Raw genomic sequence first — 21,256 nt, 5'->3', positions numbered from 1 at the left:
TACGCTGAGACGGCGTCCGCCGCCGGTCACGACGGCGTCGGGCCGTCGTCGTCCGTCGGGTCGATTCGTTCCGCGCTCTCGCCCGCCTCCGGTTCGACGCTCGACCGCGCGGACGCGCGCGTCTCCGCGCCCGCGCCGAGTCCGGGTTCGGGTCCACGCTCCGTTTCTGCGCCCCCGTCCGTCGTCGCCCCGTCGGTACCGACGGGTTCGTCGGCCGTCGGTTCGGCGTCCGCCGTCACCGCCGGTTCGGTGGGGTCTATCGCCGCGGGGTCCACCGCGTACGGTTGGACGGGCGTTCCGCTGAGAAGCTCTGGGAGCACGTACTTCGCGAAGTTCACGAGGAGGACGAGAGCCATCGGCAGGAGGAAGATGCCGTACCACCCGAACAGCAGGGGACCGAGCGTGTAGGCGATCATCACCGCACCGACGTGGAGCGACCGCCCGGAGACGTACGGTCGCAGAACGAGGTCGGGGATGGTATCGACGACGACGAACGAGACGGCGACGAAGGCGAAGACGAACCACAGCGTCCCCGGGTCCGAGAGGTAGGTGGTGACGCCGAGGTACGCCGCGACGGGGACGTAGACGAGCTTCATGCCGACGACGGGGACGAGGCTGGCCGCGCCCGCGAGCAAGCCGACGAGGGCGGCCGCGGGAATCGCGATTCCCGGCGGGGCGGCCATGTTCAACCCGACGTAGGCGATGACGCCGATCGTCCCGGTGAGGACGGCGTTGAGGATGTTCCCGAAGAAGATGTTGTGGAAGTCGCGGTCCACGGCCTTCGCGTACGCCTCGAAGACGCCGCGGTCGTCCGCGAAGCGGACGCAGGTCCACTTCGCGAGGCGGTGGTCGTCGCGGAGGAGGTAGAACGCCAGCGCGATCATGACGAACAGGTGCACCGCGCCGACGCCGAGGAAGGCGACGGTTCCGGCGGCGGAGTTCAGCGAGTCGAAGACCGAGCGGAGCTGCTCCGGGGAGAGGTCCGTCAGTTCGAGCGAGAGGAGGGCGTACGGGTCGGCGAATCGGTAGAACTGGTCGGCGGTGATGGGGTAGTTCGAGAGGTCGAACACGCCGCTGTCGGTGAGTTTCAGCGCCTCGCCCGCCGCGATCGCGAGCGCGTAGGAGACCAAGGAGAGGACGGGCAACGCGAGTGCGAACAGGGCGATGGCGGCGGCGAGACTCGCCGGGCGGACGCGCTGCCTGAGGCGGCGGTAGATGGGCCGCGTGGCGTAGTAGATGAACACGCCGAACACCACGGTTCCGACGAACGAGTAGAGGACGTAGAGGAAGGCGACGGCGAGGAGACTCCCGAGGGACCACCACGCCAAGCGGGAACGTTCCATCTCCAGGAGTGTCATATCCGTGTACGGACTCCCGCGGTGCAAAAGTCTATCGCGCAACTGACCAGTCACCGAACTAGCCAGCGGGTTCAAGTGCCGATTGGTTCAACGAAACCGCATGTCTCTCCTCGCTCTCTTCGGGTCGGTTCCGCTCGGCGACGCCCTCCAACTGGAGGGCGTCGGCGCGGCACCGCTGACGAATCCGGTGGTTCGCCTCGTTCTCGCGGCCCTGCTCGGGTTGTTTCTCGGACTGGAACGGGAGTGGTCCGAGAAGACGGCGGGGATTCGGACGTTCTCGCTGACGAGTCTCGTCGCCGCCGTCTTCACCCTCGTCGCGGTGGAGTACCCCTTCGGTATCGTCCTCCTCGGCGTCGGGGGCGTCCTCGTCATCGTGCAGGGTATCCTCCTCGCCGTGCAGGGACTCAGACGCGAGGGCGAGGACGCCCTCTCTCTGACGACGGCCGTCTCGCTCATGGCGGCGTACGGCGTCGGCGCTCTCGTCGCCTCCGGCGAGGTGCTCGCGGGGGTGACCGTCGCCGTCGTCTCGTCGATGCTGCTCGTGTTGAAGCGGGAACTCCACAGCCTCGCCGGACGTCTCGACCGGCAGGAACTCCGCTCGACGACGGAGTTCGCCATCCTCGCGTTCGTCGCGTACCCGTTGCTCCCCGCGGGGCCTGTGACGGTGCTCGGCGTCGATTTCGAACCCCGCGTCGCGTGGTTGATGGTCGTCACCGTCGCCGGCATCGGCATCGTCAACTACGCCGTCGTCCAGCAGTACGGGGGCCGCGGCGTCGCCGTCACCGGCTTCTTCGGCGGGCTCGCCTCCTCGTCGGCCGTCGTCGGGACGATGCTCGACCACGTCAAACAGCAACCCGACGCCCGGATGTACGGCGTCGCCGCCGTCCTCCTCGCGGACGCCGCGATGGCGCTTCGCAACCTCGCCATCGCGCTGGCCTTCACGTTCCCCGACCAGACGCTCGTCGGCGTCCTCGTCCCCCTCGGCGCACTCGTGGTCGGGAGCGTCGCCGCCGCGTGGTACGTCACGGACTGGCGACAGCAGGTCGATATCCCGCTGGAGAGCCCCTTCTCGCTCAGGAACGCCCTCGCGTTCGGTCTGGTGTTCCTGTTCATCCTCGTCGGCGGGACGGCCGCACAGAGCGAGTTCGGGACGTACGGTCTGTACGTCAGCGCCCTCCTCTCGGGGTTCGTCTCCTCGGCGGGCGCGACGACGACGGCGGTGCTACTCTACCGGGGCGGAACCATCGGCACCGCGCCAGCGGTGGTGTCCATCCTCCTGGCAACGGCGGCCAGCGTCGGCGTGAAGGTGTTTCTCGCCGCGACCGGTCCCAGAGCGTTCGCGCGGAGCGTCACCGGGTGGTCCGTCGGCCTCCTCGCGGGGGCGGGGGCACTCACCGGAGTCGTCGTCTGGGCGGGTGCGATATAGCGAAGAACGCCCGACAGTTCGGGGAACGAACCGTTTAACCCGGAAGTCACCGTACGCCGGGTCATGGACCGAGACACGGCCGTCCCGCGGGTCGATTCCCTCCCCGGCGAACGCGCGCGCGAGTGGGTCGATTACCACCACGAGACGGCGGCGCAGAGCACCTACGTCTACGATTTCGTCTGGGACGTCACCGCCGAGGCGGAAGGTCCCTTCTGCACCGACGCCGACGGCAACGTCCTCCTCGATTTCACCAGTCACGTCGCCGCCGCCCCCCTCGGATACAATAACCCGAAGATAATGGACCGGATGCGGGAGTTCGACCTCGTGGACCCGCTGAAAATCGCGGGGCAGGACTTCTACGTCTCCGGCGGCCAGGAACCGGGGTCGGAGGAACTTCCGGGCCCGGCCGGCCTGATGCAGCGACTCGTCGACATCACGGACCACTACGGCATGGACACCGTCTTCCTGTCGAACTCCGGCGCGGAGGCGGTGGAGAACGCCATCAAGATATCCTACGACCACTCCGACGGCGCGAAGTACGGCATCACGTTCGAGGGGGCGTTCCACGGCCGCACCCTCGGCGCGCTTTCGCTCAACCGGTCGAAGCCGGTGTACCGCCGGAAGTTCCCCGAAATCTCGGGCATCATCGATCTCCCCTTCTGCGACGAGCGAACCTGCTCGGCGGAGAGGTGTTCCTGCGGGTTCTTCGCCGACGGCACCTCCCGACTCCGGAAGAAACTGAACCCCGAGACGGGTCACGTGGACCCCGAGGACGTGGCATACATCATCTTGGAGCCGATTCAGGGCGAGGGCGGGTACAGAATCCCCTCGGAGGCGTTCATGGATGAACTCGCCGCCGTCGTCGAGGAGTACGACATCACCCTCGTCGCCGACGAGATCCAGTCAGGCATCGGCCGCACCGGCGAGATGTGGGCCTCCGACCACTTCGCCATCGAGCCGGACGTCATCACCTCCGCGAAGGCGCTTCGCGTCGGCGCGACCGTCTCCCGCGAGGAGGTGTTCCCCGAACAGAAGGCCCGCCTCTCCTCGACGTGGGGCGCGGGCGACATCATCTCCTCGCTACAGGGTGCGCTCACCATCGACGCCATCCACGAGTACGACCTGATGGAGAACGCCGTCGTCCGGGGCCGTCAGTTCAGAGAGACGGTCGAAGACGCCGCCCTCGAACCGGTCGAGGACGTGCGCGGGAAGGGCCTCATGCTCGGCGTCGAGTTCGACACCAAGGAGCGACGAAACGCCGTCCAGGAGGCGTGCCTGCAGAAGGGGCTTCTCATCCTCGCGTGCGGCTACAAGGTGCTCCGAATCCTCCCGCCCCTCGACGTGACCGAACGGGAGGTAGAACTCGGCGCGGACCTCCTCGTCGCGGCCATCGAGGAGTGCGCCTGAGCGTCCGACGTTTTTTCCTCGCCCTTCGCCCGTACACTTATGGACCTCAGCCGCGTGTGACTGTTGTGACCAGGGGTACTTGTGACAGTGATGGTTCGAGCGGGGAGGAGGCGACGCTGACGCTCGCGGCCGTTCTGGAGACGCTCGGTCACCGGTACAGGCGCGACCTGCTTCGCCTCTTTCGAGAACGGTCGGCGCGGACAGTCGACTCCGACGACGCCGTCGGGTACCTGTTGGAACGGGAGCGACGACGGTCCGGCGAGACGCCGAGTCGCGACCACCTCGAGATAACGCTCCTCCACGTTCACCTGCCGAAACTGGAGGAGGCCCGCCTCGTCACGTTAGACAGGGAGGCGGGGAAGTTCCGCTACCACCCGAGCGAGCGAATCGAGAACTGGCTCCGGTTCATCGAGGCGGAGCACGGATTCGAGGGGTGAGGGGAGGCCTCATTCCAGTACCGCCCCCGCGACGTCGCCGAGTTCGCGCATCCCTCCCTCGCCGACGAGGAAGGAGACGGACGCCTCGACGCGGGGCCGCCACGCCGGCCTGTCGCCGTCCCGGAACGCGGACTCGAGGCCGATGTCGCCCGCGCGGATTCGATTCGCCGACTCCTCCGCGAGGACGCTCTCGAACGGCGAGTTTCGGGTCCGCCGCACCCGCCGGAACGTCCGCATCGCGGCGCGCTTCGCCGTCAGGGCCCGTCCGGCGTCGTAGTCAGAGTCGTCCGGCGAGACGCCGAGTTCGCCGACCGCGTACTCGTGGGCGCGGCGGTCCAAAAGCGCCCGCGCGAGGCGGACGAGGCGTTCGACGGCGTGCTTCGCGCGGTACCCGTCGGCGTCGAACCGGAAGTCCTCGTCGAAACACGTCCTCGTCAGTCGCCACCGGACCACCCCGTACGGCGTCGCCTGTCCCACGTCGTCGGTCTCTAACCGTTCGCGCATCTCTCGGTGCGTCGGGAACTGCTCGACGTCGCTCCGAAGCGATTTCAGGGCGGCGTCGAGTTCGTCGGCGTACGACCGCGCGCCCTCGCCGAGAGTCTCGCGGTAGCGTTCGCGGTAGTGGCGGGCGTCTCGGAGGTACTGCTCGGCCTGCAACTGGGACCCCCACGTGGAGACGAGTCCGTGCTCGGAGTACTCCGAGACGTCGGCTTCCCCGCCCGTGTACGTCCCGCTCCAGTACGAGTTCGACTTCGCGAAGGAGAGGCTTCGCTCGACGGCGTACAGGCCCGCCAAGTCGCGTCCGGGGTCGGAGACGCGGTAGTCGCTCACGGAGTCGCGTACCTCCTCGGCGTCGCTCCGGAGGGTCCGCCCGCGTTCGACCAACGCCTCGGGGTCCGCCTCGCCGAGTGCGACGCGGGCGTAACCGATGGCCTCGCCGGCGAACTGGAGCCCGTACGTCGCGTTGAACAGGCGCGTCCAGTTGTCGGACTCCGTCCGTGCGCTCTCTACCCACCCGCCGGAGGGGCTGTGGTTGAGGTAGTGCCGGAGGTCGTCGGACACCTCCGAGAGGGTCACGCGCGAACGCGACTGCTTCGCGCGTTCGACGGCGGATTCGAGGGCGGCGACGGCCTCGTCGGCGTGTTCGTCGGTGACGGTCTGCCGCCAGAGGTGATTCGGCGGTTCGGCGGCGTGGACGACGAGGCGGTCGGTCAGAGCGTCCGGAAGCCACTCAGGGGCGACGGCGCCGGCGCCGAGGAGGGCGGCACCCGCAGTCGCGCCCGCGCCCGCGAGCAGTCGGCGGCGGGTGAGAGTCGGGTCGGGGACCATAGCACCGACTCTCCCCCGCGGTGACAAGTAGGTTTTCGTCCCCGTTCAGGTCCAGCGGTCGAGTCCCGTCTGGACCGCCGCCTCCTCGATTCGCTCGAAGCCGCGTTCGACCTCCGATTCGGCGACCTGCCACTCCTCGACGACGTACTCGCGCGCGGCCGCCACGTCCGGGTCGATGTCGGTGTCGAACTCGTACTCGTCGGTGACCGGCGGGTCAACGAACAGACTCCGCACCCTGTCCGCGTTCTCGATGTACGCCTCGCGGGCTTCGAGGACGCCCCAGAGGTCGCCGTGCTCTTTGACCGCCTTCAGCGCCGTCTTCGGCCCGACGCCCGAGAGGCCCTCGTTGAAGTCCGTCCCGCAGAGGATGGCCACGTCTACCAGTTGCTCTTGGGTCACGTCGAGGTTCGACAGCGTCGCGTCGAGGTCCATCAGTTCCGGGTCGCCCTTCGAGGTGATCTGCCGGAGGGTGTACGGCGCGCCGAACAGCAGGGTGTCGTAGTCCTCGCTGCCGACGTAGTCCGCGTCGCCCCGTTTCGCCATGTACGACGCCTGCGCTTCCCCCTCGGCGGGCGCTTCGACCATCGGCACGTCGAGGCGTTCGAGGAGGCCGCGGGTCGTCTCGTGAATCGTCGACGTGAGGCGTTGAGTGCGCGCTTCGAGTCGCGCCGCCGCCACGACGTCGCCGCGTTCCTCCGCCGCCTCCCGCAGTTCCTTCGCCTTCTCGCGTTGCTCGCGGCGCGACTCCACCTCGTCGTCTTTCAACTCGGTGACGCCGCCGTCGAAGACGAAGACGGGGACGATGTCGTGGTCCAGAAACTTCGGGAGGCCCTGCACGACGCCGATGAGGTTCGCCACCTCGACGCCGTCGTCGGTCGTGTACGCCTCCTCGCGCGTGAACTTGACCGTCGTCGTGAGGTAGCGGTACAGCCAGTTGTGCGCGTCCACGGCGACGACGCTCCCCGACACGTCGTCGAACGACACGTCCGAGAGCGACGCCAGACTCCGGAGGTCTGCGTTTCCCATTGCCCCCCGTTGGTGCCCGGTTCGCTTTAATATCCCGCGTCGGCGTCGTCGCCGAGGGTACCTCGGCGGCCCGACGGACACCGTCCGTCGGCGCCGCCGGCCGACCGCCCGTCGAGCGGTTCCGGCGGGTCGGCGTCGCGCCGATCGGCGAGGAACGCCACCTCGGCGTCGCTCAGGTCGCGCCGTCGGAACTCGTCGAGTCCGCGCCGGTAGCGCTCACCGCTTCGGTCGGCGGGCGCGTCCGCGGGGCGTTCGAGGACGAGTTCGGCGATGCCCGTCGTCTCGCCCGTCCACGCGAACCCCGCCTCGTGGAGGGCCTCGTAGGCGAACGGGTTGTTCACGGCGATGCGGAGGCGGTCGTACCCCCGTCCCGCGGCGCGGGCGACGACGAACGCGCAGAGTTTCGGGCCGAGATTCTCGCCCTTCCGGTCGTCGCGGACGGTGACGTACCGGAGCCACAGCACCCCCTCGTCTGTGCGGTCCTCGCTGAACGCGACGGCGGCGAGGACGGCCGCGTCCGCCTCGTACTCCTCGCTCGGGACGGGAGCCGTCGGGTCTCCGCGGTCGGAGACGACGGCCTTCCCCGTGTTCGACATCACGAACTTCCCGGCGTAGGCGAACCGACGGTAGTCGAGGCGGAGCGTCGGTCCGTCCGGGGGCCACCCGAGGAGGGCGAACTCCATGCTCGGACGGTACGGGCGGCGGCCGAAAGAGGGCGTCGGTCCCCCGAACGGGGGCGGCCGACGACCGACGGACGAAAGCGGGAGAGACATTAGGGTCCGGGAGCATCCCTCGGGTATGGCAACTTCGGTCGCGTCGTTCATCGACCGCCGTATCGACCCCGGGGCGCTTCCACTCGCGGTGGGCGACGTGGTAGCGCTGTCGGCGATTCTCACCGTCGGCGTCGTCAACCACAACGGTGTGGACTACCTCACCGCGTTCCCCGTCGCGTGGCTCCTGACGCTCGTCCCGTTCCTCATCGGGTGGGCCGTCGCGGGACCGCTCATCGGCGCGTACTCCGCGGGCGCCGCCGAGTCGGCGAAGGCCGCGATTCCGCTGGCGGTGCGCGGGTGGGTGCTCGCCGCCGTCATCGGCCTCGGACTCCGGTGGACGCCGCTCTTCGCGGGCGGCGTCGTCCTCGTGTTCGCACTCGTCACCCTCGTCACCGGCGCCGTCGCTCTCGGCGTCTGGCGGTGGGTGTACTTCAAAATCGCCGGCTGACCCCTCGAATCGACTCTTTTTCGGCCTCGTCGGAAGTCCGCAGCGTTCGTCCGCCTACCGACGGCGGCGCGCGCGAAGGAACGTCCACGCCTCGGTGACCGAGAACACGAGGAAGAACGCCGACATCATCCCCCGCGAGTAGACGGGGCGGTCCCGCGGGTCGAGGCGGTCGAACACGCCGTGGAACCAGAACACGTTGGCGACCGCCGTGTCGTGGACGACCGGTTTGTACCACGGTCTGATGCTCGGGAGGACGTGGTGCAGGTCGGGGAGCATCGCCCAGACGGCGCTGAGGAACACGAGGCCCCAGCGAACCGGTCGCCGGACGCCGGTGCGAGCGAGGAGAATCTCGGTCACCGACCCCGCGAACCCCGCGTGGACGCCGATGAGAGACATGGTAGGGGAACGTGGGGTTCGGAGGCAATAGCGGTGGCGGCGGGGGTCAGTCCGCCGTCGCGCCCGCCTCGGCCCGACTTCCGCGCTGACGGACCAGGTAGAGGCCGAGTCCCGCGCCGACGGTGGCGAACCCTGCGAGCGTCAGAAACAGCACCGCGGGCGTGCTGTACGTCAGAATCGTCCCCGCGACTGCGCCGCCGAGAGCGCCGACGCCGAACACGCCGAGGTACGTGAAGCCGTAGGAGAGACCGCGCGTCCCGGCGGGCGTGTACTCCGCGACGGTGGCTTGGTAGAACGGCTGGATGACGAAGAGGAAGCAGCCGAGCACTGCGCCGAGGGCCAACAGCGGAACCAGCCCGGCGTTCGCCACGGGGAGGAAGACGACGGCGAGGGCGGCGAGGACGCCGAAGGAGCCGACGATGCCCCACTCGACGGGGATGCGGTCGGTGAGTTTGCCGCCGACGTACTGGCCGACGACGCCGACGATGAGGAGCCCGGAGTAGAAGTACCGCTCCGGTTGGAGCGTCCGGCCGGACCCGGCTTCGACGCCGAGGGCCTCCGCGACGCCCGCCGGCAGGAACGCGGCCAGCGGAATCGGCCGGAACGTCGGGATGCCCTCCAACAGGTTCGGCAGGAACGTGAGGATACCGCGGTAGTACAGCCCCGAGCACATCACGACGAGGAAGACGACGACGAACCCGCCGGCGAACATGCGCTTCGATTCGCCGAGGAACTCCGCCAGCGAATCGACGCCGCTGTCGGCCTTCGAGTCGCCCGCGTCGCCTCCGTCCGCGGCGACGGCGGCCGTCTCGTCGAACTGCGCGCGCGTGGCGTACGCGCCGGCGACGAGGGCGGGGATGGCGAGTACGCCCGCGACGAGTTGCCACTCGAAGAAGAGAAGCAGTATCGCAGTCAGGAGCGGTCCGAGTCCGATGCCGACGTTGCCCGCGATGCCGTGGTAGGCGAAGCCCGTGCCGCGTTCTTCGACGCCCTTCGAGATGAGCGCCAGCCCGGCGGGGTGGTAGACGCTCGCGGCGGCACCCCAAAGGAGGAGCGCGAGGGTGATGACCACCACGCTGGGGGCGAGTCCCAGAAGCAGGAACGACGCCGACATCCCGAACAGGCAGAGGCCGATGAGTCGCCGGGAGCCGACCCTATCGACGAGGACGCCGCCGGGAAGCGCGCCGACGCCGAACAGGCCGTACCCGGCGGTGACGACCAGTCCGAGCGTCGCGGCGGTCACCTCCAACTGGGTCACCCCGAGGTTCACCACGTCGAACTCCGTCAGCCAGATGGAGACGAAGATGGGGATGGACAGTTCGTACGTGTGCACCATCCCGTGCGCGAGCATCACGAGAGCCACGATGGCGCGGTCGTTCCGGTTCACGTGCGTTGTACGCACGAGCGTCCAATTCAACCCACCGGTGGGGGCAGTCGGCGCGGGTGAGTCCGACGGAGAGAGCGAACGCGCGGACACCGGCGCGAACCGAGTGCGGGTCCGGCGCGAGTCGGGCGCGGGCCGCGCCGCGAAATCGAGGCGAGGCGCGGCGCGGAGAACCGGTCCGCCGATAGTATCGAAGTTCGTAGACGTTCCCGAGATGCGCGAAAGTCTCGAAATCGTGCGTTTAACCGGCTCGACTCGACAGTCCGCACCTCATAAGTTATAGGAATCCTTTGGAGCACGGATGCAGGGGATATCCATCCCCCACGGGAAAGAATTATATGACCCCCACTCGTATATATTCATGTATTATGACAGGGTATTACGACTACGTCCTCGGTCTCATTCCGCTCGCACTGTTCGGTCTCACTGGAACGCTGTACGTTGCAGGACTCGGCGTGACGCAAGCCGCCCCCATCGCCGCAGGCGTCGCGGCGAGCATCGTCGGCCACGCGTTGTTCGTGAACGGCCCCGTCTCCGAGACTCCCGTTCGCACCGTCGAATCGACCGCCACCGAACCGCGTTCGCGCGCCAGTTCCGGCGCGCCGGTCGACGCGGACTGAACGTCCGAACCCTGTCTCCGCGCGCCACGCGCGTCTCACTTCTCGACCCACTTCGACTCTCGACTCGACCGGTCCGGGCCGCCTTACGGGACGGCCGCGACCGAACTTCCCGCACGGTTTTCACGCTGGCCGACCACTTTCCGCACATGACGGAGACGCTGTTTCTGACGAGCGACGACGTTTCTGGCCTCGCGACGCCCGCGGAGTTCGTAGACGCGGTCCGCGACGCGTACCGTCAACGAGGCGAGGGCGCGCCGGCGGAACCCCGGACGAAACTGACGAACGCCGACCCGCCGGGCTTTCTGACGACGTACGCCGCCGTCCTTCCCGAGACGGGTGCCATGGGCGGGTACACCTACTCGGCGGGGTTCGGCGCGAAGGACGCGTGGTTTATGACGCCGCTTTTCGACGCCGAGTCGGGCGAACCGCTGGCGCTCATCGACGGGGCGAGCATGAACCCCTTCAAGACGGGCGCGGCGGGTGCCGTCGGCGTGGACGCACTCGCCCGCAAGGACGCCTCCTCGATAGCTCTCGTCGGTAGCGGGTCGCAGGCCCGCGGTCAACTCCGCGCCGCGGTCACCGTCAGGGACGTGGACACCGTCTGGGTGTACTCGCCGACGAAGGAGAGCAGAGAGGAGTTCGCCGGGGAGATGGACCGGACGCTCGACGCCAGCGTCGCCGCCGTCGCCTCCTCGGCCGCGGCCGTCGAGGGGGCCGATATCGTCATCACCGCGACGAACGCCTCGGAACCGGTGTTCGACGGCGACAACCTCGAACCCGGCGCGCACGTCACCGCGATGGGACAGTACAACCCGAAGAAGCGCGAACTCGACGCGAAGACCATCGAGAGGGCGACGTACGTCCCCGATTTGCGAGAACGCGTCGCGCAGGACGCGGGGTCGTTCCTGCACGCGATGGAGGAGGGCGTCGTGGACGAGGACCACGTCCACGCCGAACTGGGCGAAGTCGTCGCGGGGGTCGAACCGGGCCGCACCGACGACGACGAGATAACCGTCTTCGATAGCGGCGGCACCGGCATCGAGACGGTGGCCGGGGCGTACCTGCTCTACGAGAAGGCCGTCGAGGAGGGCCTCGGGACGACCATCGACTTCTCGCCCGCCAGCGAATCGCTCACCGGCGAGTAGCCGGCGCGACGCGGACAGCACTCTCCGATTTTGCTCTGTTGGAATCCTTGGGTGATGAGAGATTTCGGGAGCCGCGCTGAATAGCGGGCGCGTCGGTAGCAACTACTCAGATCCGTACTGTCGATACACCTTGAGAAGAAGTACCGCGCAAAGTAGGCTACCGAGGAGAAGGAGAAACCAGAGCCTCGAAAACGGTTCCCGCAGGTCGGCGGCTCTAAAGAGTATCCCCGTCAGGAACGCAAGGACGATCAGTTTCGTTCTTTCAGAGACCATCTCTTCGAGTAGAAGGCGCGAATCTTCCGTCGATCAACTCTCGTCGTCGGGGGCGACCCAGACGTAGAAAACCGCCGTCGAAACTCCCAGAGCGACCGCCTCGACGACCATCGATTCACGGAGCAACGCACCGACGAGGAGCATCGTGACGGCGGACAACGTTCCCGCGAGAACGCCGTATCTGGGGCGTGAGAGACTCCGCACCCACTCGTCGAGGCGACGGTACGGTCGACTCATCTCAGTTATCTCACCTCTCTCGGGAGCGTGCGTAAATAGTTCCTAAACGCCATCTGAAGGATCGAAAGCGGGTCCGCGGTCATCCGTGTAACGAGGCGTGACCGTCAGTATATGCCTTCTGCATCGGTAGATACCGCTTCCGTACCGGGGACGGCTTCCGCGCGTCGGGGCGGCTACGAGTTCCGGCGACGCCGCCGAGGACTACTGAAGCCGGTATCTGAGAAGCGCCGCGATACCCCCGAGGTTGCTGAGTTGGCGGCCGGGGTCGAACTCGCCGGAGAAGACGGTGACTTCGCCGCCTTGCCGTTCGACGCTCTGGATGACGTCGTTGACGTCCGCGTCCCAGTCGCCCTCGCCCTGCCGTTCCTCGCGGAGGCGTTCGTCCACGACGAGAAGCGTCTCGACGGCCCCGAACTCGGCGGCCTCCGCCACTTGGTCGATGCCGTAGGCGACTTTCTCGCCCTTGGAGATGCCCTCCATCAGGTCGTCTATCAGGTCCGCCTCCCTGGAGATGCGCGTCTGCGTCTGCACCTCGTCCACCGCGCCGCGTTTCAGCACCTCGTGGACGCCCCTGTCGCCGACGCCCGCGGTGTCCACGACGGTCATCTTCTCGGCCACGTCGGCGTGGTTCTCTTTGATGTAATCGCGGGCGTCCTGTTTCGTGAATCCGGGGCCGGCGAGGATGACGGCGTCCACGTCCATCCGGCCGAGGGCCTGCCCGAGTTCGGCGAACAGTTCCGACCGGGGGCGGGCGTACTCGCCTTTGCCCGTCGGCGCGGTGAAGGAGAATCGCTCCTCGGTGCCGTACTGCGCGACGGTGTGGATGTGCGCCTCGCCCTCCTCGACGGTGGCGATGGCTACGTCGGGGTTCTCCGCCGCCTCCTCGGCCTCCTCGATGCGGTCGAGTTGGTCCGGCTTGAAGTGCTTCTCGATGGTTATCTCGTCGTGTTCCTCGACGTTCAGCGTGTGGTGGTGGCCGAGTTGGTCCTCGCGGGAACAGGAGACGATGGTACCGCCGACCCGGAGACGGTTGGCGAACCGCGCGAACTCCACGTCCTCGACTTCGATGGTGAGAAAGAGGTGTTCGCGTTCCCCGCCGGTGTCGCGGAGGTTCTCCTCGTTCCGTTGGATGCGCCGGGTGGTGTCGCCGGAGACCGAATCGCCCGATTCGAGGACGTGCGAGAGGTGCCAGAGGTCGTCCACGTTCTCGGGGACGAGCGTGATGCGTTCGCGGCCCTCCTCGCCGCGTCCGCGACTCGAGATTCGCATACGTTCGGGTGCGACGCCCGCGGGTAAGTTTCCTGCTATCCGAGAGAGAAGAGCGTCGAGTCGCGCCCGCCGCTCAGAAGTTCGTCTCCGCGACGGCGCGACGTTTCTTGCTCAGTCCCTTCGCGAACCCGCGGCCGAACAGGTAGTAGGTGACCGCCTGCGTGTAGAACAGGACGAAGATGCCGACGACGACGAGGGAGAGAGCGCTCCCGACGAGGCCGCCGACGACGCCGACGACGAGGGCCAGAACCCACCCGACGAAGTACTCACTCGTCGTCGCGGCGGTCCAGATGGTGGAGAAGTCGAACGCCGCGCCGAGGGAGTCCTCGACGGCGAAGTTCGCCATCGCGGCCGGCAGCAAGTACGCGACGAGGAGGCCGAGGAGGAGGACGACGAGGACGCCGACGAGAGCGACGGTTCCGAACCCCGCGCCCGGTTGGGTAGGTGCCCCACCGGGACCGGTCTCGACGCTGGTCGGGACGAAGAGGGCCGAAACCAGTATCGTCGGAATCGCCACGACGAGACCGTAGGCGACGTTCACGACGAACAGTTTGACGCCGTCCACGATGAGGCCGCCCCAGTCGGTGAACGACGGGGCGGCCGCCTCCCCTTTGGCCGCCCCGCGGAGGACGCGGACGAAGTAGCCTTGCAGGATGAACGCGGGGACGATGAGGACCCCGAGGACGCTCAGGATGCCGCCGATGAGTATCGTGGGGATGCGGTCGTCGCTGTTCAGTGGGTACGAGAGGGCGTGGCGTAACATCAACAGAAATGACTCTTCAAACGGGGTTAACTCTTGCCCAAAATATACCGCATCGCTCCGCCTTCCGCCGTTCAGATGGCGGGGCGTTCCTCGGGCGTGCCGCCCGTCTCGCGCAGTTCGATTTCGCGCAGGTCGCCCCACGCGCGTCCGATGAGGTAGTACGCCGCGACGGAGGCGTAGAAGCCGACGAACCCGCCGACGACGACGCCGAGGAAGGGCACGACGTTCAGCGCGCCCGAGATGAGGCTTCCCGCGATGACGATGGCGACTCCGGTCACCCACGCGGTGAAGTACTTCCCGGAGGTCAACACGGGTCGGAGTTCGCCGAAGCGGAACCCGGCACCGACCTCACCCGTCTCCACGAAGTTGGCGATGGCTGCGGGAATCGCGTACATCGCGAGGAGTCCGAGAACGAACAGCGCAAGGATGCCGACGAACAGGGCGACGCCGCCGAGGGCCGCGAGGCCGCCCGAGGGGCCGTTTCCGCCGACGCTGAAGGTCAGGACGCTCCCGCCGATGAGGAGGCCCGCGACGGCGGTGGGGACGATGGCGTAGACGAGGGAGATAGCCGCCGCCTTCAGACCGTCCATCCCGAGTTCGCCCCAGTTGTCGAACGACGGGGCGGTTTCGTCGCCGTGCATCGTCGCGCGGATGACGCGAACGAAGTACCCGAGGATGAAGACGACCGGGACGACGAAGACGCCGAGGAGGGAGAGGATACCCCCGATGAGGACCGTCTTGACCCAGTCTTCGCTGGTGCGCAGGTAGTTGAGTGAATCGCTAATCATGGTGTGTCACCGAGCGCTCGCGTCGCCCCACGACGGCGTCGCTTCGGCTTCTCGGTCGGATCCGAACTGCCGCGTTCGACGCTGCGTACTGGGTTTCGTACGCGCTCTGTCAATCAGATACGCAGTCCGAGATGATAAATATAGAGCACGATACCGCGAAATAACGGACGATTACGCCGGAGAACGGCCAGCGGTTCGTCTCAGTCCTCGACTATCTGGCTCCCGCCGGGCGCGAGGAACTCCTGTATCTTGTCCGCGCTCGCTATCTTGCGGACGAACGAGGTGTCCGCGAAGCGTTCGCGGAACTTCCGGTAGCACATCATCGCGGCGTCGTTCTGCGCGTACTGGCCGGGCTGGAGGCGCACCGTCGTCTCCGCCTGCCCCTCGATGGCCGACGGCGGGCCGCCGATAACGCGCGTCTCGCCCTCACAGCGGATGCCGACGGCCACCTCGGCGGCCACGTCGCGGAAGTACGTCCGGTCGCCGCGAACCACGAACGACCCCTTCTCGATGTACTCGCCGGACTCGGGCGTCTTCGACACCTGGTCGGGCGACACCATGTACGCGTCGTCGGCGAAGCGCCCCTCCTTCCAGATGGAGGAGTACGAGACGGCGAACTGCGCGGCTTCCCGCTTCGTCGAGTCGGGGAACTCCACCTCCTTCGACGGTTCGGAGGGCCCCGTCGCCTTCACGACGGTGACGGGGCCGCCGTGGGCCTGCGTGTGGAAGAACAGGTCGTGCTTGTTCGTGTACTTCTTCACTATCTCCTCGTTCTGGTCGGCGTTGCGCCCGCCGATGACGAGGAAGCCGTCGGAGGTGTGGAACCAGCGGAACCGCTCGTACCAGTGTTCCTCCGTCCGGAGCGGTATTGACTCGCGGTTCAGCCAGTCGATGTCCTCGGGTTCCTCCTCCTCTTCGTCCTCGTCGTCGTCCTCTTCTTCCCACTCGTCGCGGCGACGCTTCACGTCGGCTAAGTCCTCGCGGGTGTCCTCGATGGCCGCGAGTGCGCCCTCCTTCTTCTCCTCGATCCGCTTCGCCTCCGTGTACAGTCGGTCGGCGTTCTTCTCGACGCCCGTCGAGACGTCGAGTTCGACCGTCGTGTCCTCTATCTCGACGGTGACTGTGCCCTCCGCGCCGTCCACGTCTCTGACCGCCTCCGCGGCGGGGATGCCTCGCTCCGCGCCGGATTCGAGCGTCTCGCGTATCTCGTCCCACGGGACGCCCTCCTCGCGCGCGCCGCGAACCGTCGAGAGCACCTCGTCTACGAGTTCGTAGTTCGCGTAGAGCAGTTCGGCGCGGCGACGTTCCCGTTGGGCCTGTTCTTCGAAGCCCTCTATCGCGCCCTCCTGCTGTTCGATGATGCGCTGTTTCTTCGCTATCTCCGCCTCGAAGTCGGGGCGGTTGTCGTTCTCCTCGGGTTCGTCGTCGGAGAGGTCCAGTCGGTGGAAGTACTCGTCCACCGCCTCGTTGAACGTGTCGAACGCCTCGCCGTTCAGGTCCTCGCGTTCGTGTTCTTCGAGGGGGAACGGCGTCACGTCCACCACGGAGTCGTCCTCGACGTAGAGTCGGGGGTCGAAGTCGCCGGATTTGACCGTCGCGCGCAGTTCCTCCATCGCGCCGTGGACGGCGCGGTACTCCTCGTCGCCCGCCTCCTCGATAGGGGTGGTCTTCTCGACGCCCGCGCGCGTGCACAGTTCCTCGGCGTACAGGCCGCCGAGGTTCAACTGCGTCGCCAGCGTCCGCACCACGTCGGTGTCGGACTCCTCCATCTGCCGCTTGAACGCGTCGTAACTCACCGTGAGCGGGTTGAGACGCGAGGAGGGGAACTCGTACTGCGCGCCGGGGGCGACGGTCCGCGACTTCAGGCGGACGGTTTCGAGACTCCGCACGACTTCGCCCGTCTCGTCTAAGACGGCGACGTTGCCCTGTCCGAACAGTTCGGCGACGATCTTCGTGTTCTCGTCGCCGCGTTCGAACTCGAAGGTGAGGATGCGGTCGAACTCGTACTGTTCGACGCCCGCGAAGTCCGCCCCCGAGAGGCGGTTCCGCAGCATCATCGCGAAGTTCGGCGGCCGACCCGGCGCGTCCGGGACGTTCTCGGGTTTCGCCGCGTGCGCGCGCTTTATCTCGCCGACTTCGACGAGGAGTTCGACGCGACCCCTGTCGAAGTCGCGCATGCGGAGACGAAGCAGGTCGTCGCCGTACAGGTAGGCCTTGTCGACCTTCGCGCCCTCGTACCGGTTCAACTCGGTGACGAGGGCCGCGAGGTCGATGCTCGTCAACTCCCGCTTCGGGTCCATGGACTGGCTTTTCGGCGGCGGGGGAAAAGGGGTGTCGCTTCGGTCGGTCGTCGCCCCTCGGTTCGTAACCGTCAGGTACTCCGACGGGGAACCGACGGACATGAACGAGACGGGCGTCCGCGTCGTCACCACCGACGCGGAACGCGAGGACGCCTTCGCCGTCCGGCGGGACGTCTTCGTGGACGAACAGGGCGTAGACGAGGAACTGGAGTACGACGAACACGACGAACCCGGAGCGGACGCCGTCCACTTCGTCGCGTACGACGGCGGCGAGGCGGTCGGCGCGGCGCGACTCCGCGAGGCCGACTCCGGCGTCGGGAAAGTCGAACGCGTCGTCGTCGCCGCCGAGAGGCGCGGCGAGGACTGGGGCAAGCGCGTGATGGAGGCCGTAGAGGAGACGGCGCGGGAGGAGGGGTACGAGAGGCTCAAACTCCACGCGCAGACGCGCGTGGAAGGCTTCTACGAGTCGCTCGGCTACGAGTCGGTGGGCGAGGAGTTCGTCGAGGCCGACATCCCGCACGTTGAGATGCGAAAGCGGCTCTGAGAGTCCGGATCAGTCGTCGGACGTCTTCGACAGTCGCTCCGGGTCGCGGTCGGTTCGCCCCTCGAACGACCGATCGCGTCGGATTCGAAATCCCTCGGTCTCCGCGCGGCCCTGCAGTTCTCGCTGCGGGTAGGGAATCTTGATCCCCTCGCGGTCGAACGCCGTCTTCACCGCGCGGACGACGGCGGCGCGGGCGCGCGCGCGCCGCGGCGCGGAGGGGTTCTGTATCCAGAACCGAACTTTGAGCCCCACGGCCGAGTCGTCGAACGTGGCGGGCAGGACTTTCGGCGCGGGAACCTCCGTGACCATGTCCGCGCCCTCGATCGCCGCCTCCGCGACTTCCTCGGCGCGTTCGAGGTCGGTCGCGTAGTCCACGCCGACGTCCACGGTCAGGCGGAGTTGTCCCCGCCGCGTCCGGTTCGTCACCGTCGCGTTCGTCACCCGGTCGTTCGGGAACACTATCTCCTCGCCGTCGAAGTTCCGCAGGCGCGTGTTGACGATGGTGATGTCCGAGACGATGCCCTCCTCGCCGTCTATCTCCACCCAGTCGCCTATCTCGAAGGGGCGAGAGAACATCAGGACGAACCCGGCGATGAGCGATCCGAGCGTCTGTCTTGCGGCCATCCCGACGACGATGCCGAGGAAGCCCGCCCCGACGAGCAACCCGCTGAGGTCGAGTCCCCACACCGTGAGCGTGCCGAGGCCGGCCGCCAGCAGGACGACCACCTGGAGGACGCGGAAGACGATACCCTCCTGGTGTTCGTTTATCTGCTCGGACTCCGAGGCGTAGCCGTCCAGCCACGATTCGAGGAGGTCGGTGGTGACGACGGCGGCCGCCAGAAGCACCAGCGTGACGGCCGCCCGCGCGACGTACGGTGCGAGCGTCGCGAGGAACACCGCGCCCTCGAGCGCAACCTCCTCGAACCCCCAGACGACGAGGAGAGCCAGTCCCGTCGCGGCGAGGACGGCGAACTGCAGGAGGCGAACGACGACGCTCGGCGGGAACATCCACGTCACGTCGTCGACGATGTCCGGAACCGTCGGGTGCGCGATTACCCGCTGGCGGAGCTCCCGCGAGAGCCGAGAGACTATCCGCGGCGCGACCAGCAGACTGGCCAAAATCGCCGCGCCGAGAAGCGCCACCGTCGCTCCGAGTCGTGCCTCCGTGGACGCGAACTGCGCCAGCGCCGACCGAGCGGACGTGAACCACGTCGGGAGGTTCACGCCTCACACCTCGTTTCCGCGTCGATACGTGCCGCATCCCCCTTCATCGTCACTACACCTATGGAGCGGTTACAAAACGTCTACGGTACTACCTTTTTCTGCGAAAGTGGATAGTCGGAGGAATCTACTTATCTCCGGATGTTCTCCGTCCCGGCGGGAGTCCGCCGTCTCGAAGGATTTTCTTCGTCGTAAACGGTCTTTTTCCTCCGGGTTTTGTCGGGGGCGCGTAGCGCCTCCGAGAAAACGTGGGTTTTAGAGGCGCTTCGAGACGGACGAACCCACTTTTTCCGGCCTCACTCCGTTCGGCCGGAAAACCTGGTGGAAAAACCGCTAACCGACTTAGAGGCGCTTCGAGACGTACGGGCCGTCCTGGTGGTAGCCGAGTTTGTTCTTGTAGTACTCGCGGACGCCGATGCCGCTGATGATGCTCAGTTTGTCGTAGCCGGCGTCCCTGGCCATCTCTTCGGCGCGTTCGACGAGTTTCCGACCGTACCCCTTGTGCTGCCAGTCTCCTTCGCCGCCGATGCCGACTTCGCTCCCGTAGACGTGGAGTTCGCGGACCAGGGCGGCGTTTTCGAGTTCGCGGCGCACCGGGTCACCGTCGGACGCGTCCGACGAGCCTCCGCTCGCACCGCTCGCGGAGACGTTCGGGAACCGGAGGCGACAGAAGCCGACCAGAAGGTCCTGCCGTCGGTCCTCGAAGGAGAGGAAGTGCTCGGTGCCGCCCGCCACCTCGTACGTCATCACGTCGAGTTCGACGTTCTCCGGGTCGGGGTCGGCCTCGTTCATCCCGACCTCGCGGGAGCGGATGTCGGTTATCTCGATGCCCTTCTCCTCGGCCTTCTGTTCGGCGAGTTGCCGGAGGTTCGACTTCCAGACGCCCGCGTCGATGAAGTCCGCCGGGATGTCGCGTTGGACGCGTTGCAAGCGCGTGTACTTCGGAATCATCCCCATCACCTCGGCGACTATCTCCGCGGCCTCCTCGTTGCCGAGGGGTTCGAACTCGTCGCGCCGCCACTGGTCGTAGATGCGCGTCCCGCGGACGACGAGCGTCGGGTATATCTTCAGGTAGTCGGGCCGGTAGTCCTCGTTCTCGAATATCTGCCGGAAGTCTTCGAGGATCATCTCCTTGGTCATCCCCGGTTGCCCCGGCATCATGTGGAAGCCCACCTTGAACGCGGCGTCGCGGAGGCGGCGGTTGGCGTCGATGGAGGCCTGCACGCCGTGGCCGCGGTGCATCTCGCGGTTGATTCGCTCGTAGGTGGTCTGGACGCCCACCTCGACTTTGGTCGCGCCCAAATCGAGCATCCGGTCTATCTGTTCGGGGTCGCACCAGTCGGGTTTCGTCTCGAACGTCGTCCCGATGTTGCGCACGTCCGCCGTCTCGTTCTCCGCGATGACGTCTTCGAGGTATTTGAACTCCACCTCCTCGGGGTCGGGCTTGAACGACCGGTCCTCGGCCGGGTTCGGCTCCGAGTCGAGGTCGTAGTCGTTCATCGCCTCCAACGCGCGCTTGACGAACCACTCCTGGTAGTCGTGACTCCGCGCGGTCATCGTCCCGCCCATCAGGATGAGTTCCACCTTGTCGACGGGATGGCCGATGTTCCGCAGCTGTTCGAGGCGGAGGGTGACCTGCCCGTAGGGGTCGTAGTCGTTCTGGACGCCGCGCGCGGCGGCGGGTTCGTGACCCGTGTACGACTGCGAGGAGGAGAACTCCGAGGCGGGGCCGCCGGGGCAGTAGAGGCACTTCCCGTGCGGGCACATGTGCGGGGAGGTCATGATGGCCACCGGCGAGACGCCCGACGCCGTGCGGACGGGCTTTCGCATGACCACCTCTTTGACCTCCTCGCGGCGCGCCTCGGGCGCGTGTTCGAGTACGTCCGAGTTCTTCGGCACCTTCGGCGAGGAGTGGTTCGAACAGGCGGTCAGTTTCGCCGATTCGAGGTCGTCGCGCTCTATCTCGCCGTCGAGGATGCGCTCGACGAGCTCCTCGCACGTCCGGCGGAACGCTTCCGTCTCCGTCGGGTCCTCCGCCTCGGCATCGGGTTCGGCGTCGGTGCTCACCGCCGACCCACCTCCGTCGAACTTCGTTCAACGCGATGCCATCGT

Annotated in this window: 20 protein-coding genes; 7 read left to right on the top strand and 13 right to left on the bottom strand. The window is 67.2% G+C overall.

The annotated features are described in order from the left end of the window. Positions 1-26: 26 nt before the first annotated feature. Positions 27-1,358 (bottom strand): AI-2E family transporter, encoded by a 1,332-nt coding sequence (locus ACZ522_RS05350; protein WP_379694297.1) that lies wholly within the window; start codon positions 1,356-1,358, stop codon positions 27-29. Between the two features lie 100 nt (positions 1,359-1,458). Between ACZ522_RS05350 and ACZ522_RS05345 the strand changes: the two genes are divergently transcribed. From ACZ522_RS05345 to ACZ522_RS05335, 3 genes are all read left to right on the top strand, one after another. Next, positions 1,459-2,784, top strand: a complete 1,326-nt coding sequence (locus tag ACZ522_RS05345; RefSeq protein ID WP_379694300.1) for an MgtC/SapB family protein — start codon at positions 1,459-1,461, stop codon at positions 2,782-2,784. Positions 2,785-2,847: 63 nt separating this feature from the next. After that, positions 2,848-4,191, top strand: a complete 1,344-nt coding sequence (locus ACZ522_RS05340) for an aminotransferase class III-fold pyridoxal phosphate-dependent enzyme (protein ID WP_379694303.1) — start codon at positions 2,848-2,850, stop codon at positions 4,189-4,191. 65 nt (positions 4,192-4,256) lie between these two features. Next, entirely contained in the window at positions 4,257-4,628 is a 372-nt protein-coding gene (locus ACZ522_RS05335) for a DUF7344 domain-containing protein (RefSeq protein WP_379694306.1), read from the top strand. Between the two features lie 9 nt (positions 4,629-4,637). On the opposite strand, the gene ACZ522_RS05330 is transcribed toward ACZ522_RS05335, so the two are convergent. Genes ACZ522_RS05330 through ACZ522_RS05320 form a run of 3 tightly spaced genes read right to left on the bottom strand, consistent with a single transcriptional unit; the run spans position 4,638 to position 7,666 of the window. Further along, positions 4,638-5,957 (bottom strand): transcriptional initiation protein Tat, encoded by a 1,320-nt coding sequence (locus ACZ522_RS05330; RefSeq protein ID WP_379694309.1) that lies wholly within the window; start codon positions 5,955-5,957, stop codon positions 4,638-4,640. 45 nt (positions 5,958-6,002) lie between these two features. Further along, the gene (fen, locus tag ACZ522_RS05325) at positions 6,003-6,983 is read right to left on the bottom strand and encodes a flap endonuclease-1 (RefSeq protein ID WP_379694312.1); all 981 of its coding nucleotides are present in this window, start codon (positions 6,981-6,983) and stop codon (positions 6,003-6,005) included. 26 nt (positions 6,984-7,009) lie between these two features. After that, complete coding sequence (locus ACZ522_RS05320) at positions 7,010-7,666, bottom strand: GNAT family N-acetyltransferase (protein WP_379694315.1); 657 nt, start codon at positions 7,664-7,666, stop codon at positions 7,010-7,012. Positions 7,667-7,781: 115 nt separating this feature from the next. Here ACZ522_RS05320 and ACZ522_RS05315 point away from each other — a divergent pair, with 115 nt between their 5' ends. Then, the gene (locus tag ACZ522_RS05315) at positions 7,782-8,204 is read left to right on the top strand and encodes a DUF3054 domain-containing protein (RefSeq protein ID WP_379694317.1); all 423 of its coding nucleotides are present in this window, start codon (positions 7,782-7,784) and stop codon (positions 8,202-8,204) included. A gap of 54 nt (positions 8,205-8,258) precedes the next feature. Here the strand turns inward: ACZ522_RS05315 and ACZ522_RS05310 are convergent, their stop codons facing one another. Next, complete coding sequence (locus ACZ522_RS05310) at positions 8,259-8,600, bottom strand: hypothetical protein (protein ID WP_379694320.1); 342 nt, start codon at positions 8,598-8,600, stop codon at positions 8,259-8,261. Positions 8,601-8,646: 46 nt separating this feature from the next. Further along, positions 8,647-9,987 (bottom strand): MFS transporter, encoded by a 1,341-nt coding sequence (locus ACZ522_RS05305; RefSeq protein WP_379694323.1) that lies wholly within the window; start codon positions 9,985-9,987, stop codon positions 8,647-8,649. A 365-nt stretch (positions 9,988-10,352) separates the two neighbouring features. Here ACZ522_RS05305 and ACZ522_RS05300 point away from each other — a divergent pair, with 365 nt between their 5' ends. Both ACZ522_RS05300 and ACZ522_RS05295 read left to right on the top strand, forming a co-directional pair. Further along, positions 10,353-10,604 (top strand): DUF8015 family protein, encoded by a 252-nt coding sequence (locus tag ACZ522_RS05300; RefSeq protein WP_379694326.1) that lies wholly within the window; start codon positions 10,353-10,355, stop codon positions 10,602-10,604. Between the two features lie 146 nt (positions 10,605-10,750). Further along, positions 10,751-11,749: an ornithine cyclodeaminase family protein gene (locus tag ACZ522_RS05295; protein WP_379694329.1), complete on the top strand. Its 999-nt coding sequence runs from the start codon at positions 10,751-10,753 to the stop codon at positions 11,747-11,749. Between the two features lie 306 nt (positions 11,750-12,055). On the opposite strand, the gene ACZ522_RS05290 is transcribed toward ACZ522_RS05295, so the two are convergent. The 5 genes from ACZ522_RS05290 to rqcH all read right to left on the bottom strand — a co-directional run bounded on the left by ACZ522_RS05290 (position 12,056) and on the right by rqcH (position 17,379). Beyond that, a complete protein-coding gene (locus tag ACZ522_RS05290) occupies positions 12,056-12,259 on the bottom strand; it encodes a hypothetical protein (RefSeq protein WP_379694331.1) in 204 nt (67 codons plus the stop codon). Between the two features lie 201 nt (positions 12,260-12,460). Continuing rightward, a complete protein-coding gene (locus ACZ522_RS05285; RefSeq protein ID WP_379694334.1) occupies positions 12,461-13,528 on the bottom strand; it encodes an mRNA surveillance protein pelota in 1,068 nt (355 codons plus the stop codon). A gap of 73 nt (positions 13,529-13,601) precedes the next feature. Continuing rightward, positions 13,602-14,291 (bottom strand): DUF4013 domain-containing protein, encoded by a 690-nt coding sequence (locus ACZ522_RS05280; RefSeq protein ID WP_379694337.1) that lies wholly within the window; start codon positions 14,289-14,291, stop codon positions 13,602-13,604. Positions 14,292-14,362: 71 nt separating this feature from the next. Continuing rightward, positions 14,363-15,079, bottom strand: a complete 717-nt coding sequence (locus tag ACZ522_RS05275; protein ID WP_379694340.1) for a DUF4013 domain-containing protein — start codon at positions 15,077-15,079, stop codon at positions 14,363-14,365. Positions 15,080-15,279: 200 nt separating this feature from the next. Continuing rightward, complete coding sequence (gene rqcH / locus ACZ522_RS05270) at positions 15,280-17,379, bottom strand: ribosome rescue protein RqcH (protein WP_379694342.1); 2,100 nt, start codon at positions 17,377-17,379, stop codon at positions 15,280-15,282. Between the two features lie 100 nt (positions 17,380-17,479). Between rqcH and ACZ522_RS05265 the strand changes: the two genes are divergently transcribed. Beyond that, complete coding sequence (locus ACZ522_RS05265) at positions 17,480-17,923, top strand: GNAT family N-acetyltransferase (RefSeq protein WP_379694580.1); 444 nt, start codon at positions 17,480-17,482, stop codon at positions 17,921-17,923. 9 nt (positions 17,924-17,932) lie between these two features. Here the strand turns inward: ACZ522_RS05265 and ACZ522_RS05260 are convergent, their stop codons facing one another. Continuing rightward, a complete protein-coding gene (locus ACZ522_RS05260; protein WP_379694344.1) occupies positions 17,933-19,147 on the bottom strand; it encodes a mechanosensitive ion channel family protein in 1,215 nt (404 codons plus the stop codon). A 339-nt stretch (positions 19,148-19,486) separates the two neighbouring features. Next, positions 19,487-21,211: a tRNA uridine(34) 5-carboxymethylaminomethyl modification radical SAM/GNAT enzyme Elp3 gene (locus ACZ522_RS05255; protein ID WP_379694347.1), complete on the bottom strand. Its 1,725-nt coding sequence runs from the start codon at positions 21,209-21,211 to the stop codon at positions 19,487-19,489. Positions 21,212-21,256 lie beyond the last annotated feature (45 nt).

The sequence above is a fragment of the Halopelagius fulvigenes genome (assembly GCF_055398025.1).
The sequence above is the reverse complement of the archived record's forward strand: the minus strand, read 5'-3'. Positions and strand labels throughout refer to the sequence as shown.